This is a genomic window from Paenibacillus sp. Root444D2 (assembly GCF_001426375.1).
In the GTDB taxonomy this organism is placed as follows: domain Bacteria; phylum Bacillota; class Bacilli; order Paenibacillales; family NBRC-103111; genus Paenibacillus_E.
Map to the genome: position 1 here is coordinate 1 of NZ_LMEO01000020.1, position 19,156 is coordinate 19,156.

General features: G+C 48.2%; 10 protein-coding genes. 9 read left to right on the plus strand and 1 reads right to left on the minus strand.

Features of this window, described 5'->3' with window-relative positions; genetic code table 11:
• Window positions 1-478: 478 nt before the first annotated feature.
• Window positions 479-757: a hypothetical protein gene (locus ASD40_RS37170; protein WP_156389995.1), complete on the plus strand. Its 279-nt coding sequence runs from the start codon at window positions 479-481 to the stop codon at window positions 755-757.
• A gap of 201 nt (window positions 758-958) precedes the next feature.
• Here the strand turns inward: ASD40_RS37170 and ASD40_RS13350 are convergent, their stop codons facing one another.
• Window positions 959-1,639: a hypothetical protein gene (locus ASD40_RS13350; protein ID WP_057303759.1), complete on the minus strand. Its 681-nt coding sequence runs from the start codon at window positions 1,637-1,639 to the stop codon at window positions 959-961.
• 411 nt (window positions 1,640-2,050) lie between these two features.
• Here ASD40_RS13350 and ASD40_RS13355 point away from each other — a divergent pair, with 411 nt between their 5' ends.
• Genes ASD40_RS13355 through ASD40_RS13390 form a run of 8 tightly spaced genes read left to right on the plus strand, consistent with a single transcriptional unit; the run spans window position 2,051 to window position 19,132 of the window.
• Entirely contained in the window at window positions 2,051-3,142 is a 1,092-nt protein-coding gene (locus ASD40_RS13355) for a Gfo/Idh/MocA family protein (protein ID WP_057303760.1), read from the plus strand.
• Between the two features lie 2 nt (window positions 3,143-3,144).
• Window positions 3,145-3,993 (plus strand): sugar phosphate isomerase/epimerase family protein, encoded by an 849-nt coding sequence (locus ASD40_RS13360; RefSeq protein WP_057303761.1) that lies wholly within the window; start codon window positions 3,145-3,147, stop codon window positions 3,991-3,993.
• Window positions 3,994-3,996: 3 nt separating this feature from the next.
• Window positions 3,997-5,652, plus strand: coding sequence for a hypothetical protein (locus ASD40_RS13365; protein WP_235549251.1), 1,656 nt, complete (start codon window positions 3,997-3,999; stop codon window positions 5,650-5,652).
• Between the two features lie 43 nt (window positions 5,653-5,695).
• On the plus strand, window positions 5,696-8,773 hold the full coding sequence (locus ASD40_RS13370; protein ID WP_235549252.1) for a glycosyl hydrolase 2 galactose-binding domain-containing protein: 3,078 nt from the start codon (window positions 5,696-5,698) through the stop codon (window positions 8,771-8,773).
• Window positions 8,728-10,806, plus strand: a complete 2,079-nt coding sequence (locus ASD40_RS13375; RefSeq protein ID WP_057303764.1) for a hypothetical protein — start codon at window positions 8,728-8,730, stop codon at window positions 10,804-10,806. The genes ASD40_RS13370 and ASD40_RS13375 overlap by 46 nt, the downstream gene beginning before the upstream one ends.
• 24 nt (window positions 10,807-10,830) lie before the next feature.
• Entirely contained in the window at window positions 10,831-13,983 is a 3,153-nt protein-coding gene (locus ASD40_RS13380; protein ID WP_235549253.1) for a glycoside hydrolase family 2 TIM barrel-domain containing protein, read from the plus strand.
• Complete coding sequence (locus ASD40_RS13385) at window positions 13,980-16,019, plus strand: beta-galactosidase (RefSeq protein WP_057303766.1); 2,040 nt, start codon at window positions 13,980-13,982, stop codon at window positions 16,017-16,019. Before ASD40_RS13380 ends, ASD40_RS13385 begins: the two co-directional genes overlap by 4 nt.
• A 26-nt stretch (window positions 16,020-16,045) precedes the next feature.
• Window positions 16,046-19,132, plus strand: a complete 3,087-nt coding sequence (locus ASD40_RS13390; RefSeq protein WP_057303767.1) for a glycosyl hydrolase — start codon at window positions 16,046-16,048, stop codon at window positions 19,130-19,132.
• Window positions 19,133-19,156 lie beyond the last annotated feature (24 nt).

Below are 19,156 nucleotides of genomic sequence, written 5' to 3' on the forward strand. Positions count from 1 at the left end.
TAGTCGGCAAGTGATGATGGAACCGCAGCGGATCATTCTGAACTAAGGCAATAACAAACAGCCAAATATCCAATTTTTTTTTGGAGAAACACGTCAACTTAATAGGTGTTGCTATTTTTGCTCAAATGGATAAAGTCCAGATGTAATAATATGTTATTTTTTGTGGATAACCTTTGATCGCAATTAAACTATTCTACGATGTTAGGTTTGATGCATGCTTAGNCAAATGGATAAAGTCCAGATGTAATAATATGTTATTTTTTGTGGATAACCTTTGATCGCAATTAAACTATTCTACGATGTTAGGTTTGATGCATGCTTAGTGTGTTTTACATCGTTGCGAGTGAACGCATCCTGCGTTCCTGTGCTGTAACGATGTTTTACATCGTTGCGAGTGAACGCATCCTGCGTTCCTGCGCTGTAACGATGTTTTACATCGTTGCGAGTGAACGCAGTCCTGTGTTCCTGTGCTGTAACGATGTTTTACATCGTTACGAGTGAACGCATCCTGCGTTCCTGTGCTATAACGATGTTTTACATCGTTGCGAGTGAACGCATCCTGTGTTCCTATGCAGTAACGATGTTTTACATCGTTGCGAGTGAACGCACCCTGCGTTCCAGTGCTGTAACGATGTTTTACATCGTTGCGAGTGAACGCACCCTGCGTTCCTGTGCTGTAACGATGTTTTACATCGTTGCGAGTGAACGCAGTCCTGTGTTCCTGTGCTGTAACGATGTTTTACATCGTTGCGAGTGAACGCAGTCCTGTGTTCCAATGCTGTAACGATGTTTTACATCGTTGCGAGTGAACGCACCCTGCGTTCCTGTGCTGTAACGATGTTTTACATCGTTGCGAGTGAACGCATTCTGTGTTCCTGCGCTGTAACGATGTTTTACATCGTTGCGAGGGAGCGCACCCTGTGTTCCTATGCTGTAACGATTCCTTTTCATCATTTTGTCACAAGTCGCAGAACTCTGCTGTAATGGAATGTGATAAATGATAGATGTGTATTCTTTGCTTGCCGCGTCCGCCTGGGATGAGTATTCCCCTTGAGAGTAAGCTGTGGAGCAGGCTGCGCGCTTTTTGCTGTTCAACATTTAGCGCTGAACATATGTCATTCGGTTTTACTTTTCTATTGCTGAGAAGCGCCATACGAATAATTTCTTTATCTTCGAAGGAGCAACTGCTGTACTGACCAGAGTGACTGGTTCCAAACCATTTTCCCATGAATTGATGGATCATTTGCTCGCACATTCTCGGTTTGTCTTTTACATCATCGAAGGAGAAGCGAAGCAATTTCCAGCCATCTAGCAGCAAATGATTTTGCCGGATCCATTGATCGGAAAACTGAGAGCGCGTAATATTCTGCAAGTGTGGACCGTATCCGTCGATTTCGATTGCCAACTTGACGTGCTCGCGAATGAACGCAAAGTCGATAAATCGTGTACCGTCGCGGAAGTCTTGGATTTCATACTCAGGCACCAGATTGTCAAAGTTTGAGAAGGCGGTCCACCATACGTGCTCCAAAAATAACTTTTCCGCATGACCGAGTCCTTCTGTCAAACGCCTCCGCGCTTCACCTTTTCGCGACTTTACATGGTGTCTTATAAATTCCGAATAAGCAAGTTCAACCTTCAAACACCATACCTCCTTAGGAAAAAATAAAGCCGCTCCCCAGTCAGGATAACCTGAAACCGGGCAGCGGCGTGTGCTTCACAACCGTATGTCTATTAAAAAATTATAGCACAAAGCTTAAAGATAATGCTACTTGAAACTTTTGATATTTTTGGAATAGGTAAGACAAGGCCATTGTAATCGGCAACCTAGCTCGCATGGAGTAACAGAATGGAATCTTGAAAGAAAAGATGCAGTACAGTAGCAGCCATCCAAAAATTCCCATCAAATAACCCCTGAAGATAGAATCCATAGGCACATATTACACCATCAAAACTATCCAATCATTGTGGTCGAATGATCCCTAAAAAAAGCATGAACAGCCTATAAATGTTTTTTCGTAGTGATGTAATGTAGTAATTAAGAGGTGATACCATGGAATTTATTAGACCAGAGGATTATTTGCCGAGAAAGCAAAATATACCGGACTTGAAGAAATACGGAATCGGCTTGATCGGCTGCGGGAGCATCGCGAATACGGCGCATTTACCCGCCTATCGTAAGTATGGATTGCATATTGCGGCTGTCTGCGACGTCAACGAGGAAGCGGCTCGCGCTACAGCGGAAAAATTTGATATTCCCTATTGGACGACCAATGTTAATGAACTATTGCAAAATGATGAAGTTGGGATTATCGATTTAGCGATCCATCCTGAACCGAGAATGGAAGTGCTGAAACTGATCGGCAAGGCGCCTCGGCCTGTTTTATGCCAAAAACCGTTAGCGTTGGATTTGGAGCATGCTCAGGTGCTTAATCAAGAGGCGAATCGGCTGGGTATCGTGCTTGGCGTGAACCAACAGGCTCGCTGGGCCCCGGCTCATAGAGCGCTGAAGATGGTTCTTGAGCAGGATCTCATCGGCGAGGTATACAGCATTCACCATGATATGCGTTCCTTTCAAGACCAAGCTGGCTGGTGGTGGACGAAAATGAACAATTTCAATATTGTCGATCACGGGGTCCACTATGTGGATTTGTGCCGATATTTTAACCCTAATCCCGAAGAAGAGTGGTCCCGGGTACACTGCACGACAGCTCAGTTGAAGCGGCAAAACGCGGTTGACCCGCTGATCTATTCGGCAAACGTTGAGTTTGGTCCGAAAGGCGGACGAAACCCGCTCATGGCTTCGCTTCATTTTAACAATATTGCAAAAGCAAGCCGTTCCCATAGCAACACATGGTGGATTGACGGGACAGAAGGAAGCCTCTGGTGTACGCAGGATACGCTCTATATGGCGCTCAACAAACACAAAAACGTCGTGCATGAGATCAAACTGAAAGGAACTTGGTTCCCTGACGCTTTCGCAGGATCTATGATCTCATTCATGACTGCCATGGAGGAAGGCGAGCGCCCGCCGGTTACTCCGGAAGATAACTTGCAGACTATCGCTATGACGACTGCAATGGTCATTTCCAGTCAAGAAGGATGTGTAGTTGAAAGAACGGACGTGTTGAAAGGAAGCGATTAGTCATGAACAGACTCGGTTTCATGAGTTACATATATCTAGGCTGGAGCGCGGAAGCAATCGCCGAAGACGCAAGCAAACACGGGTTGACTTATGTGCAGATCGACCCGAAGCAAGCTATGCACGTGATGGACGATGAGCCTTTTTCACTGACACGTGCTGAAAAAATCCGTACCATCTTCGAAAACAAGGGGATTTCCGTCGTAGGTTTATCGGGTTACACCAATTTGCTGAATCCTAACCTTCAGAAGCGTGAAGACAAGTTGAAACAGCTCGAGAAGATGATCGACCTATGTTCGGCTTACGATACACGGTATATCGCGACGGAAACGGGAAGCCTTCACCCTACTAACGCTTGGCGTGATTTTGAAGGAAACCGGACGCCTGAAGCATGGGATGAGCTGCTGAAAATCATTGACCGTTTGCGGAACCGGGCAGTTAAAAACGATGCCATGTTGTTGATCGAAGGATTTGCGCTTAATGTGCTAGCGACTCCGGAACATGGTGTCCGTTTGATGGAACAGCTTGGAACCGAAGGGCTGGCTCTCATTATGGATCCATTCAATTATTTGACGCAAGAAGATTTGAGCCGCCAGGAAGAGGCTATGGCAAACATTTTCGACAGCATTGCTCCACATTCTCCGATTGCGCATGCCAAAGACGCACTATACCGTGATGGAGTATTTACAACGCCTAGGGTAGGGGCGGGACAAGCGAATTGGAGCGTGTATGCAGCGCTGCTCGCCAGTCAATTACCGGATGTCCCGTTGATTCTGGAGCATGCAAAGCCGGAAGAAGTAGCGGAATGTTTGGATTTGATCCGAAAATCCTTTGAAAGCGCAGTTAGGACGTGAAGAATGTCTATGACGCATAAACCGAAATTGGGGATACAGGGTCCTGTTGTTGCATATCAGGATCCGTGGGCTGGGGAAGCTTCAGAGCTTATTATGCGGACGGGAACGGGAAGTATTTGTCCGTCTCAAGACCCAAAGCCTGAGCCTGTTGAATTTCTACACGCCTTGCGCGAATTGAAAGCGGACTTTTATGTTCATCATGTGATTCCAGAAATGAAAGGGCATTCAGAGCTCTTGGCAGATATCGCGGAAGCGGGATTAGACATTTGTCTCGGCAACGAATATGGAAACATTAATGGGCCCTGGACGGAAGGAACGAACCGGTACGACGTGCCCGATGAGACGATTATGCAAGCAGCGCGCTCAGGTCGGTGCATTGGACTGCTGTACGATGAACCGGAGCATCTGCAAATAAACGCAGGACAGTATCGGCATGATGGTTGGTTTCCGCATTGGGGCAGCACCGATGATATGAATTTGGAAGAGTCGCGCGACAAGGTTGAGCGGTCGGTTATGTCCCATGTCCAGCATGTACATAGCGTCTTGGAGCAATTTGGATCACCCCGCAGTTCCATGCCTTTGATTGCGGAGCATGTGTTTCCTACCATGTTCCACACATTTGCCAGAGCGGGAATGGACATCTGCCCCAAGATTATGAAGGAATCGTTTCAATCCTTGCAGCTATCCACCGCATTGGGAGCGGCCAAACAATATGACAGAGCGCTATGGATTTGCGCCGATTTGTGGGGGCCGGATACGGGAGAGTGGTTCACCCGCTTTCAAGGATTTCCCGGTCACTCTCCGCAGGAATTTGAATCTGCTTTGAAAATGGGCTACTTGATGGGACCATCTCATTTGTTCGTGGAAAATATCGATGTTTTGATGAAACACCGTCAAACTGGATTTGAAACAACCGAATTTGGTGAAGTATGGAAAGAGTTTGTCCGTAAATTTATCCCTGAACATCCGTTGACCTGGCACCATTCACAGGCGAATCCGGATATCGCAATCATTCATTCGGATGACGGTAATTACGGTCAAAATGAAAGATTGTTCGGCAATAGGACACTCGCTAATTTTGGCGGTTCCCAAAGTGTGTTTCACATCTGGCATTTGCTCAGCCGAGGAACGATACCAGCTCATGGCAGCTGCATGCATATCCCAGGCTACGACTTTCCAAGACACGAATTGAAAAGAGATGTAGCATACGAACAATTCCCGTTAGAACAAGGGTATGTTTCAAGCGACGGAAGAAGAGTGCATCCGTTATTTTTTCCGGTTAGAAATGTCCTTGCATTTGACGATAAAGTCAGCGTAGATCAATTGGGACGACCGAAATTGGTTATGGTTGGAGGCTCCTCGCTTTCCGCCGAAACACTGTTTGCTGTCATCAAAAGGGCGGAAGATGGGGGAGTCGTCGTGATCGCAGAATGGCTGCTGCCTCCTAATTGTCCGGAAAAGCTAAGGAACAGTGGAAAAATGGGCTTCGGAAGGTGGATCGTCACGAACGATTTTTTGGATGAACGAGTGAAAGAAATCGTCGAACCCTTTTTGGGGGAGGAACGCTGCTGGATGCAGCGCTTTGGCACTACAGAAGTGAGGATGTACCCAAAGGATAGGGACGGGTATACACTCGATTTTGAAATCGCAGCTGTATGAAACGAATCCAAGCGTTAAGGTTTCGGAATAGGGGGAGATAAGTTTGGAGCAAAACAAACATCAGGATCCGTTTGCGGAGATTGCCTTTCGCGAACATCCCGGAAATAAAGACGAATTGCGGGAGATTCCTCCCGTGGCTTATGAAAAAAAATATTTCACTCCGGGATCGGAAAAAGCGACGAACGTATCTCATCACACCTACGAGGAACAAATCGCAATTTTCCATGAAGAGTTGAAGCTGCTGCGTGAGAAGTATCGCCCATTTATGAGAAATTTGGCTCCCTCCTCCACCATGCGCCGCAACCGACAAGCATGTAAGGAGTTTCAATTTCGCTATCAAACGTCTGAGGACGCCAACTTTACGAATGTGCTGGAAGGAGCAGGGGATTGGGAATCGGTAATGGTTCCTGATTTCCGCGGACCGACGGGAGAAAACGGCAAATGGACGGGGTTTTACCGCAGTGAATTTCCGCATGCTCCGGCTCCCGAAGGAAAGAGAGTCTACCTCGTATTTAAAGGGGTTGACTATAAAGCGACCGTATATCTCAATCGCAAGTGTATTGGCAGCCATGAAGGGTTCTTTGCTCCTTTTGAATTTGACGTGACTGATTTGCTGCAGGACCTCAATACACTGGTCGTTGAAGTGGTTAACGATTATCCGATGATGGGGGTAGGAGGCACGAAGCTGGACGGGGATAAAATGTATGCTGCTACAGGCCCGGGATGGGACGATTCAAATAGCGGCTGGAGCCACTGTCCGCCAGGTGCCGGCATATACAATTCTGTCTATTTGGAAGATCGGTCGACGTTGTTTATTCAGGACATTTTTGTTCGTCCGAATATCGATGACGGCTTCGTGGAAGTATGGATTGATTTGATGAATACGACGAATATGCTGAAGGAAAACTTCGAATTGATGCTTGAAATCCTGCCGAAAAACTTCACCGGTCAAGGAATCCGGCCCATTTCATTTCAAGTGGCATACGCCGGTCCAGGTCTCAATTACTATCGCTACAAGGTGGATTTACTGTCATTCCGGATGTGGGAGCCGGAAACTCCTTTCTTGTATATAGCTCGCGCTCAAGTAAAGAACAGTACGGAATGTATGGATATTCAAGACCGCACCTTTGGCATGCGGAAATTTCATATGGACGAAAAGGACACCCCCAAAGGAACACTGTATCTTAATAACCAACTGATTATGTTAAGAGGCGCCAATGAAATGGGGCACTTGCAGCAATGTGTCATGAACAACGATTACGAGCAGTTAATTGACGATATTCTGATCGCGAAACTTGCCCATTTGAACTTTTACCGCATCACACAGCGTCCTGTTCAGGAAGAAATATATGACTATTTCGATATGCTCGGCATGATGCATCAATGCGATCTCCCAACGTTCGGATTTATCCGCCGCAACCAATTTGTCGAGGGAGTCCGGCAAGCGGCTGAGATGGAGAGACTGATCCGCAGTCACCCATCTTCGATTATGGTATCGCTGATTAATGAACCTTCACGTACGGAAAAGAGGCGAAAAGGCCACCGTCACTTGCACCGGAACGAATTGGAAGCCTTTTTCGTTGCCGCCAGACAGGCGATTTTCATTGAAAATCCTGATCGTGTAGTCAAAAACGCGGATGGGGATTACAATCCTCCTACCCATGAAGGACTGCCCGATTTTCATTGTTATAACATGTGGTATACGAACAATACGATCTCAGTAGGTAAAATGTACAAAGGTTTTCTTCCCTCGATTAGGGCGGGTTGGAAGGCGGGGTGCGGCGAGTATGGCACGGAAGGTTTGGATAATGTCCAGTTGATGATGAATCGTTATCCGAAAGAATGGCTTCCATCCTCTGAGAATGAGCATTGGCTGCCAAACAAAATTAATGGAGCCCAAACCTACGGTCTGCATCGAGATTGGTACGCGGAGCAGCATACGATTCGAGAGTGGGTCGAGGCGAGTCAGAAGCATCAATGTTTGGGGACGAAGCTGATGACAGACGCATGGCGCAGAAGGGCCGATTTGGTGGTTTCCACCGCCATTCACCTGCTGATTGACGCATGGCCTGCCGGCTGGATGAAAGCTCTCGTTGGCGTCGACCGAATTCCGAAACCGGCGTACTTCACGTATAAGGAAAGCCTGGAACCGGTACGCATCCATCTAAGGTGCGACAGGTGGAAGGTATATGAAGGAGAAACGCTGGAAATAGAAGCGTGGCTATTGAACGATACAGCGAAGGATTATGACCGGTGCCGTGTCGTCGTTACGCTTCGGGATGATAATCGGGATTACGGCAATTATGAAATGACAGGCCCTGTGCCTAAGGCGATGTCCAGATATGCAGGTACGATCAGTTTTTCGGTTCCATCGATATCAGATAGACAGAACTTGTACATGGATGCTTGCTTGCTGGATGAAAACGGAAAATTGATAAATAAGGAAAGATTTTCTTTCGAGGCATTTGCAAAAATGAGACATCCGAAACCGCATAAGATCGCTTTTCTAGATGCGGAATCGGAGCTGCTATGCTCCTTGCTACACATAGAAGGCAAATCTTATAACGGAGATACGCATAAAGAGGGCTCGCTTGTCGTTTCTTCGAAAGAAGTATTTGATCGCCATCGGACATCCATCCTCGAGAAGGTCCAAAGTGGAGCCACAGCCGTTTTGATTCTACGTGGTCCAGGCAGTGACTCTTGGGATATCGAAAATACGACGGTCAGAACGGTCAAATTACGTGGGATGTACACCTTAGCCGTTCAGACCGATGACCAGCACTTGCAGTGGATGAAAGCGGACGATTTCTCCTATTTTTATCATTTGACGAACGACAGGATAGATGGGATAACCAATTGTTACCTGCAAGGAGAAGGGATCGAACCGATTGTGTTCGCCTACGACACTCAGGTCGAACCGTGTGGTAAACAAAAGCTTCCTGTAGTGGGAAAGAAAACGCTCGGAAAAGGCCAAATCTTCTTCGTATGCTTACCGTTGTCGGGGAGAGTGGGATTTAACCCAACGCTAGATAGATTCTTGATTTCCTTATTGAACGAGAGAGGAGGGGACGATAATTGTACGCCATTGTTAGCCGAGACAAGCAAAAGCGGGCAGAAATAGCGGACACAAGTAATGGAGCACAGCTCATTCTGCGAAACGATAGCGAGCAGTCCCCTTATTTCACGGGACATTTGGATGAGATGTTCATTTGTTCCTTCGGAAGACCATGGCGTTCAGAATTTGTGCAGTTAGAGGATGTACAAATCACCTCCGAGCCGGATTTGATCCGAATTCGCGGGGAAATGGAAGCGTTAACCTTCACGATGGAACTAGCCTTCGACGAACATCATTTATTGAAAATAAACGCGACTTGGGAAAATCGGACGGATCGAACGCTGCATGAAGTCGCTGCGGGATTCCTATTCGTACGGCCAAGGTGGAGTAAGGAAATAGTTACGATTCCCCACATGATCTATAACAACAATCCTTCCGCTGATCCGAGCCGGGTTGTCCCTCGTCTTGGACTAGGACCTGACAAAGGATTTATTTGCGAAGAACACCGATTGCCGATCCCTTGCGTGAATGTGGAGTGGACGGAAGCCGCCGAAGCCCGCTTCTTCTCCTTATTTTCGGTACCTACGTACATGGAAAGAGCGGATGGAGTCGTGCACTACGGCTCACTTGGAGCAATCCAAGAGGAAGACCGGACTATGCTGGCAGCGATGAGCGGAGTCTTGATGTTTAATGGCGAGAAGGATTTGTATTATGTGGGTAAAAACAAAACAGGGCCTTATCACGGCGGCTATTTGGACTTCACACCTGGGTTGTCATTAACCAAACAATACGCTCTGGATTGGGGAGCTGCTGATCATCACGGGCAGGGCTTCCGCGAAATCGTTCGCAAAGGCTTGGAGCTGTTTGCGCCGATAGGGGCAAAGCCGCACTCACTCGAAGAGATGATCCAGCTGAAGCAGAACGCTCTGGACGATAGATGGAGGACTGACGAACATGGCGCCGCCGGATATGTGAAATTTTCCGATTCAAATGAGTTCGGCAACGTTTCTAAACGTCCGCTGCACTATATGTACGGGTGGACAGGACAATGCTTAAAGCTGGCATGGTGCGACGCCAAGTTAGGGTTTATCCAAGGCCTGGAAGACCGGATCTCCCATTGCGAACAGGCCGTCGACTTTTATTTGCGCGAAAGCCGAACCGATGTTGCCGGTATCAGACATGGCGCGTATCGGCTCGCGGAAGGGCAATGGGATGACTTCAACTGGAACAAACAGGCTGTTGTTTCCAGTCGTGCTCTCGGGGAAAGCATAGCCGATTTGGCGGAAATCATTCTTTTGTTCCGGGGAATGGGCAGGGAAGTTCCCGATTCCTGGGTGGAGGCTCTGCATGAATCAGCCGATTTCTTTCTCAGCGGTACCCTACAGTCCGGTATTTATCCGGCAGCTTGGCTGCTGGATGGCAGTTCGGCAGAAGATAGGATTACAGCAGCTGGATTGCCTTGCCTGATTGCAGTAGTGAAGGCTTATCGGGTTACAAGTGAAAAGCGGTATTTGGATGCTGCCGAAACGATGATGCAGCGTTATTATGAGCAGCACGCCTTGACATTCGAACGGCCGTTTGCACGCTCAACGCTCGATGCGAACTGCGAGGATAAGGAAGCTGGCATGTACTTCTTCCTGGCCGCTTATGAATTATATGTCTTAACAAAAAATGAGCGCTACTGTGAATGGGCCGAAATTTCAGGGGATTGGATCCTTACTTACGTTTATATGTGGAATCCCGTGTTTGATCGGGGGTCACAGTTCAGGAACGCGGGGTTTACCGCCACCGGATGGCCGGGAGTCAGTGTGCAGAATCATCATCTTGACGTGTTTTTTCCGACCTTCGAATTTTGGAATTTTGGTCGTTTAACTGGCAAAACGCTATATGAGCGTTTAGGACGAATGGTTTTCGATGCCATGGGACAGGGAATTTGTACGAAACCTGGAGAATGGAATTTTACCGTGGTTGGCGAACAGGGGGAAGGCTTTTTCCAAACGAATTGGCATCACCGGGGACATAGTAACAAATGGAATCCATCCTGGGTGACTGCGCTTGTTCTGCATAATGCCTTACGATTCCGAGATGCAGTTGAGTGATAGAGAAGAATGGGGGACAATCACGTGAACAATAAAGCCATACCGGATTGGGAAAATCTTGAGATTCTGCGGCGGAATATGGAGCCTCCGCATGCCGGAATTATTCCGTACGGCGATGTGGAGACAGCGCTCGACCACGAACGAGCTGCCTCGCCTTATTTCCAATCATTGAACGGCAATTGGAAATTTTATTATGCAGAGAGTCCATCCCAGGCTCCTGAACGTTTTTATGATTCGTCCTTCTCGACAGATGACTGGAATAAGATACCTGTGCCTGGCAATTGGCAGATGCATGGATATGGCCGTCCGCATTACTCCAGCAGCTACTATCCTTTTCCGATCGACCCGCCGCATGTGCCGAATGATAATCCGGTTGGGTGTTACCGTAGAAGTTTTATCATTCCCGATTCGTGGGATGACCGGCAAGTATTTCTTGTCTTCGAAGGGGTCGACTCGGCCTTTCATGTGTGGGTGAACGGACAATTCGCTGGGTATGGACAGGGCAGTCACATGCCTTCGGAATTTCGGGTCACCTCGCTGCTGCACCCGGGAGAAAATATAGTTGCTGTGCAGGTATATAAGTGGAGCGACGGCAGTTATTTGGAGGATCAGGACAAATGGCGGTTGAGCGGCATCTTCAGGGATGTCTATGTCAAAGCAACCCCTCATGTCCATATCCGTGATATTGCGGTACAAACCCGTTTCTATGAAAATCACGAAGACGCCGTGATCGGTCTGCGGCTTAACGTGAAAAATTATGCGGACTTAGATTCCGGTAAACATACATTACGGATATTGCTTTTGGACGAAGAACGACAATCCGTTAACGAAGAAACCGTCTTAGCTTCCTTGCTGCTGAGAGAGAACGAGGAGAACGCGCTTGATTTGGAAATTGCCGTCTCAGCTCCGCGTAAATGGTCGGCAGAGGAGCCGAATTTATACGTTCTCTTATTAAATCTGGAGGATGATCAGGGGAATTTGCTGGAGGCGGGGAGTGTGGTTGTAGGATTTCGAGACATCGCCATCCGGGACGGTCAACTCTTCATCAACGGCAAGACGGTGATTTTGAAAGGGGTCAACCGCAACGAATTCCATCCGGATTTCGGGTGTGCCATTCCCTACGAATCCATGATCGAAGATATACGCTTGATGAAACAACACAATATGAATGCTGTTCGCTCCTCCCATTATCCGAACGATACACGTTGGCTTGATTTGTGCGATCGTTACGGGCTGTATGTGATCGACGAAGCGGATCTAGAAACTCACGGGTGCCACTTTATTGACAACGAAAGCCATTTGGCCGAAGACCCCCAGTGGAAAAAGCCGTTCCTCGATCGCGCCGTACGGATGGTGGAAAGGGATAAAAATCATCCTTCCATCATCATTTGGTCACTCGGGAACGAATCGGGTTACGGTCCCAACCATGACGCCATGGCTGAATGGGTACGTCAGGCCGATCCCACGCGCCCCATTCATTATGAACGTGCCAAGAATGCTCCGATGGTCGATATTGTCAGCTGCATGTATCCATCCTTGGAAGCTTTGATCGAAGAGGGGGAGAAATCCGATCCCAGACCTTTCCTGATGTGCGAATTCGCCCATGCCATGGGCAATTCCGTCGGCAATTTGAAGGAATACTGGGATGCCATTTACAAATATCCACGATTGTTAGGCGGCCTGATCTGGGAGTGGGCGGATCTCGGAATCCGGCAAAAGCTCGATTCAGGTGAAGAATGGTACGCTTATGGCGGTGATTTCAATGATCATCCGAACAGCGGACATTTTTGTATAGACGGATTGTTATTCCCTGACAGGAAAATTAAGGCTTCGCTCCTTGAGTTTAAAAAGGTGATCGAACCAGTGAAAGTAGAGCCGGTCGATGTACGGGCCGGAATCGTGAAAATTCAAAATCGATACGACTTTATTTCCCTTGAACATCTTGTTGGCTCTTGGTCCATTCTGTGCGATGGCGTAATAGTGGAACAGGGTGAACTGCCTGAACTTGATGTGCCTGCCAGAGGAGAGGCTACCGTCTTTATCCCTTGGAAAAAGAAATTCGGGCAATCAAGCGGCGAGTATTGGCTACATATCCGATTTGCTTTGCTGGAAGCTTCTCGTTGGGCGCCGCAAGGGCATGAAATTGCTTGGGCCGATCTGCCGATTCCAGTCACACAGCAGGTCGTTCCTTCCATTAAATTGGAAGTGATGCCTAGCTTGCTATCTTCGGAAACGGATAGGTTTCTTCGGATAAAAGGGAACGATTTCACCATGGAATGGAGCAAAGCTTGGGGTGAACTATCCGTACTTGAATATAACGGTATACCGCTATTATCTGCCGGTCCAAGAGTACATATTTGGCGGGCAACGATCGATAACGACTCACGTCAATCGAAAGAGTGGAAGAAGGCTGGATTCGATGCACTGACTCATCGCATGCACGATATGTCGATTCAACTTCAAAAGCACGCTGCGCAAATTACGGTAAAGTCGACGCTTGGCGCGGCTGGTCTGGGAAACTGTTTTACAACATGGATGACCTATACCATCTACGGATCTGGTGATGTCATCATCGAGACCCGCGTCATTCCACGAGAAGGACTTCCCCCGCTGCCGCGGTTGGGATTACAAATGGCTATGCCTGGCGGTCTCGATCAATTTTCGTGGTTCGGCCTCGGCCCGCACGAGTGTTATATCGATCGGAAAGAAAGTGGGCGGCTCGACGTGTACAGCGGATCAGTACAAGATCAATTCGTCCCATATATTAAGCCGCAGGAAAATGGCAATAAAGCGGATGTGCGTTGGGCGGCAGTAACGAACGCTCTGGGAACTGGTCTGTTTATTGGCGGAATGCCAAAGCTGGATGTCAGCGTGAGTCATTATTCCACCGACAATTTGACCAAAGCGAAGCATACCTTTGATTTAATCCGTCTAAAAGAAACCATTGTGAATATGGATTATCGCCAAGCACCGCTCGGCAATCATAGCTGCGGGGAAGCTCCTCCGCTCGATGCGTATTTAATTCATCCGGTGGACACTACGTTTTCATTACGGCTGAAGCCTTTTTCCACAAGAGATCAGACTCCGATGAAACTGAGCAAACGACAACCGGGGCCTTTTCAAATGGAAGACCGTGAGCAGTCCGCACCGATATCGAAACAGGGGGTGAACCTATGATCAGCCGCAAGTTCCCTAAATTTCTATTTGGCGGTGATTATAACCCTGAGCAGTTTCCGAAGGAAGTATGGGATGAAGATATAAGGCTGTTTCAATTGGCAGGAATCGACATCGCAACGCTCAATGTCTTTTCATGGTCCTTGAATCAGCCGGATGAGGAGACTTTTAGTTTCGATTGGCTTGATGAAGTCATGAATAAGTTGCATAAAAACGGAGTCCACGTATGCATGGGTACGAGTACGGCTGCTCATCCGGCTTGGATGGCGAAGAAATATCCGGACATTCTGACCGTGACCTCCGATGGAAAAAGAAGAAAATACGGCAGAAGACACAATTCTTGTCCGAATAGTCCGACCTTCCGTCATTATGCCGGGCTAATGGCGCGGAAGCTGGCGCAGCGGTACAAGAATCACCCGGCTTTACTTCTGTGGCATGTAAATAATGAGATCGGGATTCGCTGCTATTGCGACAATTGCGAAGAGGCGTTTCGGGAATGGTTGAAGAAGCGATATGGTACTTTAGAGCAGTTGAACCAAGCATGGTATACCCGTTTTTGGGGACACACTTTTTACGATTGGGATGAAATTGTACTCCCTAGCGCGTTAAGCGAAGGTTTATCAGGTGGGAATTCCGATCAAACCGCTTTTCAAGGCATCACACTCGATTTTTATCGATTTAATTCTGACAGCTGGCTGGACTGTTATCTCATTGAATACAACGCCATTAAAGAGGAAATACCCGATGCGATCGTAACGACCAACTTCCAAGGGAACGGGACCTACAAGCCGCTTGATTATTTCAAATGGGCGCCCCACTTGGACATTGCGGCACTGGACATTTACATCGAGAACCATACGCCGGAAAGCTACATGGCGCTCCGATACGATCTCATGCGCGGCTTGAAAGACGGTGCTCCCTTTATGCTAATGGAGCAAAGTCCGAGTGTGATTAACTGGAAAACGGTGAATCCTGTCAAAAGACCTGGCGTCATGCGGCTCCGCAGCTATCAGGCAGTAGCCCGCGGGGCGGAGTCGGTGATGTTCTTTCAACTGCGCCGTTCCCTTGGCGCTTATGAGAAATTCCATGGAGCCGTCATTGATCACGCGGGTCACGAGAACACCCGAGTCTTTAGGGAATGTGCGGAGCTAGGCAAGGAATTGCAGCAGTTGGGTGATCGTCTGTTGGACTCGCGTGTGAAGAGCAGAATCGGTATCCTGTTTGACTGGGATAATTGGTGGGCTGTTGAGCTAGGGGGCGGGCCATCAGCCTATATCAAGTATTTGGATCAAATCCAGAAATATTATGACGCGTTTTACGAGAATCATATTCAAGTCGATTTTATACATGTCAATACAGACTTAAGTCAATACGATCTGGTGCTAGCCCCGCTTTTGTATATGGTTAAACCTGGTTACGCTCAAAAGCTGGAGCGATTTGTGGCGGATGGCGGGACGTTCGTAACTTCATTTTATAGCGGGATAGCGAATGAAAATGATCTGGTTACACCGGGTGGTTATCCGGGTGAGCTTCGTAAGCTTCTGGGCATCTGGGTGGAGGAGATCGACGTTCTTTTTCCGGATCAAAGAAACCTTATGGTTATGAAGCAGGAGCTTGGACAACTTCAAGGATCGTATGAATGCGGATTAGTATGCGAAATTGTTCATCTTGAGGGAGCGGAAGCGCTTGCGGAATTCGGCAGAGATTTTTATCAGGGATCACCGTCCTTGACCTATCATCGCTTCGGGAAGGGTGAGGCGTGGTATGCAGCCACTGATCCAAGTAGGGAATTCATGCAGCAATGGATAAAGGCTTTATGTGAACGCGTAGGGATTTCCCATTTGTACGAGGCACCGCCGGGAGTTGAGGTCACACAGCGCGAAAAAGACGGGGTTCGGTTTACTTTTGTAATGAACCACAGCGATCAAATTCAAAAAATGAATATAGGGAAGAACGGGCAGAAGGAGCTGCTGTGCGATCTAAGCGTCAGTGGTGATATTGAGCTCGAACCCAAGAGTATCATGATCCTGCAGGCGTAAATATGTTTAGATGGAGGCGAATGCCGATGGAAATAAGTGAATATTTACGTGAAAAATTCGACCATCCATCGGTCGAATACAGGTCGGTGCCGTTCTGGGCATGGAACGATCGTCTAGAAGAAGAAGAGCTGGTCCGTCAAGTGAACCAAATGAAGGAACAGGGAATGGGCGGATTTTTCATTCATTCTCGAGATGGATTGGAAACCGAATACATGGGACGTGAGTGGATGGCATACACCCGGAAGACGGTGGAAACCGCTGAAGAGCTCGGTATGCATGTATGGCTGTACGACGAGGATCGCTGGCCATCCGGCTTCGCTGGAGGACTTGTGCAAGACAGAGGCGGGGACGCATTCCGCGCCAAAGGTTTGACGATGGAAGTATGCCAGCAGATCGGTTCGGACGATTTGACAGATAGCGTGGCGCTGTTTAAGGCCGTTATCAACGAAAGGAACTTGGTCCGCTGTGAGAGACTGCATGATGGCAAATATATCGCGTTGAATGAAGATGAAGTACTATTGGTTTTCCGCGTAGAAATTTCCGAGCGAAGTGCGTGGTTCAATAACGAATCGCCGCCTGATAATTTGAATCCGGAGACGGTACAGGCGTTTATTGATATCACCTATGAAGCCTACAAGAAAGAGGTGGGGGACCATTTCGGGAAAACTATCCGTGGCGTATTCACAGATGAACCTAGTGTGCACGATAGTCACTGCAAGTTTACTGCAGGTCGCGGTTGGCTTCCGTGGAGTTGGTCATTTCCTGACTTTTTCCAAGAAAGACGGGGATACGATCTCTTGGATGTCATACCCTACATGTATTTTAATGGAGAATATTCCTCCCAAGCCCGTCATGATTACTGGTGGACGCTCACTGAAAGATTCAGCGAGTCGTATTCCAAGCAGCTAGGTGAATGGTGTGAGATCAACGGTATTGACTTCACTGGCCATTATCTCTGGGAAAATAATATGGGCACGGCCACCCGCGTATGTGGAGCGGTTATGCCTAACTACCGGTATCAGCAGGTTCCGGGTATCGATATGTTAACCGAGCAGACGAACGAATACATCACGGTCAAGCAATGCACAAGTGTAGCGAACCAATACGGTAGAAAGTTCGTTCTCTCCGAAACATATGGATGCACCGGCTGGGCGTTCACCTTCGAGGGACAAAAGTGGGTGGGAGATTTTCAATATGTGCTAGGTGTTAATTTGAGGTCACAGCATTTGGCGCTTTATTCGATCAAAGGCTGTCGGAAGAGAGATTATCCCCCCGTGTTTAACTACAACACGAGCTGGTGGAAATACAATCATGTGATGGAAGATTATTTTGCCAGATTGTCGTCGGTATTGACGGAAGGCAGGCCAATCCGCGATGTGCTCGTCCTGCATCCTTCTTCAACCGCTTGGAGCATGGTCGGTACGGGACCGTACGGCTTCCCAGCTCGAGGAAAGGATAGGGACGTCTCCGCAACCAATACGTTTGGCCACGAATTTAATGCGTTTCTAGGCAAACTGCTCAGGGCGCATTATGATTTCGATCTCGGCGATGAGATCATTTTGGCGGAAACGGGGGAAATACACGGGGGGAACCTGGCCGTGAATCTGGTGGAGTATCCTATCGTAGTCATTCCGGCCATCCAGACGATGTTAAGCAGCACCTTTCGGCTGCTGTCAGACTTTCTGAAGGCAGGGGGAAAAGTAATTGCCGTAGGATCCCGACCGACGATGATCGAGGGTAGACCGACGGGCCTGCTATCCGAACTTTACGAACATGCGAACATGACCGTCGTCATGAACATCGAAGATGCGGTGTTAGCTCTGGAACGCATCCTGCCTCGGCGAGTTAGCTTAACGAACACGCAATCGATTGAAGCGCACGAGATGTTGTATATGCTGAGAGAAATAGGCGATTGTCGCGCATTGTTTGTCGTGAATAACGATCGACAGGGTACGCATCGGATTAGCATAACCATGGAGGGCACCGGCAGCGTGGAAGAATGGAATGCGCTGACAGGAGAAGCGAAGGACGTGCAGATCGTCGTCCGTGACGGGTACGTTCATTTCGAGGACGTGTTCGGTCCTGCAGATTCCAAGCTATATATAATGAATGCAAATAAAGCGGTAGAAAGCCACCCCGTACTAGGACGGAGTATTGCGGATGAGAGTTCTGTGACGGTTGTGGAGCTTGGTCCAGACTGTCGATTCACACGCATGATGCCTAACGTATTGACTTTGGACACCTGCTCATACCGATTAGGGGATGGCAATTGGTCGGAAGAAACCGGTGTATGGCAAGCTCAAAGAGCCATTCGGGATGCCTTAGGCATGAGACAGGTTTATTACAATGGGCTTGAGCAAAGGTATAAATGGATTGACGAGCCGCATCCGGAGAACGGTACGTCAGCATTGTTCAGATTCTCATTCCAGGTATCGGTCATGCCAACGACTGACGTTTATCTCGTCGTAGAATCTGCGGAATATTACGACATTCAGCTCAATGGCGAAACGATTTCGAATCTTCCTGTCGGTTGGTTTCTCGATCGAACGTTTGATAAGGTGCTTCTTCACGGACTAAAGGAAGGAGAGAATGAGCTGCTTTTATCTTGCCAATACCATAACCACTTGGAAGTGGAGGATATTTACCTGATCGGCGATTTCGGGGTCGATGCCGACAGGGCGGTTGTGGCGGAGCCTGAAACACTGAAGTTCGGAGACTGGTGCTTGCAAGGTTATTTCCATTACTGCGGCAGCATGATCTACCAATTCGACGTCATCGTGGAGAACAATGCGAAGAGGAGGACGGTTCTGGGGCTTGGTGAATATTCCGCGGTAACGGTTGAAGTTCGGGTAAACGGCAGAACGGCGGGGCATGTGCCTTGGCGGGCCGCGAACCGCCTCGACTTGACGGAGTATCTTCACGTTGGAGATAACCGGATAGAAATCGAAGTCATGGGAAGTCCGCGCAACATGCTAGGTCCTTTTCATCATACGGCTGGTGATACGTCGACGACCAATTGGGCATCTTTCCGCAAAGAAGGCGACGAGTACACGCCGGATTATAAGCTGCGCTCATACGGTTTGTTTGACCAAATCAAGCTCTACCGTATCTGATTGAATGAAGAGACAGAAATGGAG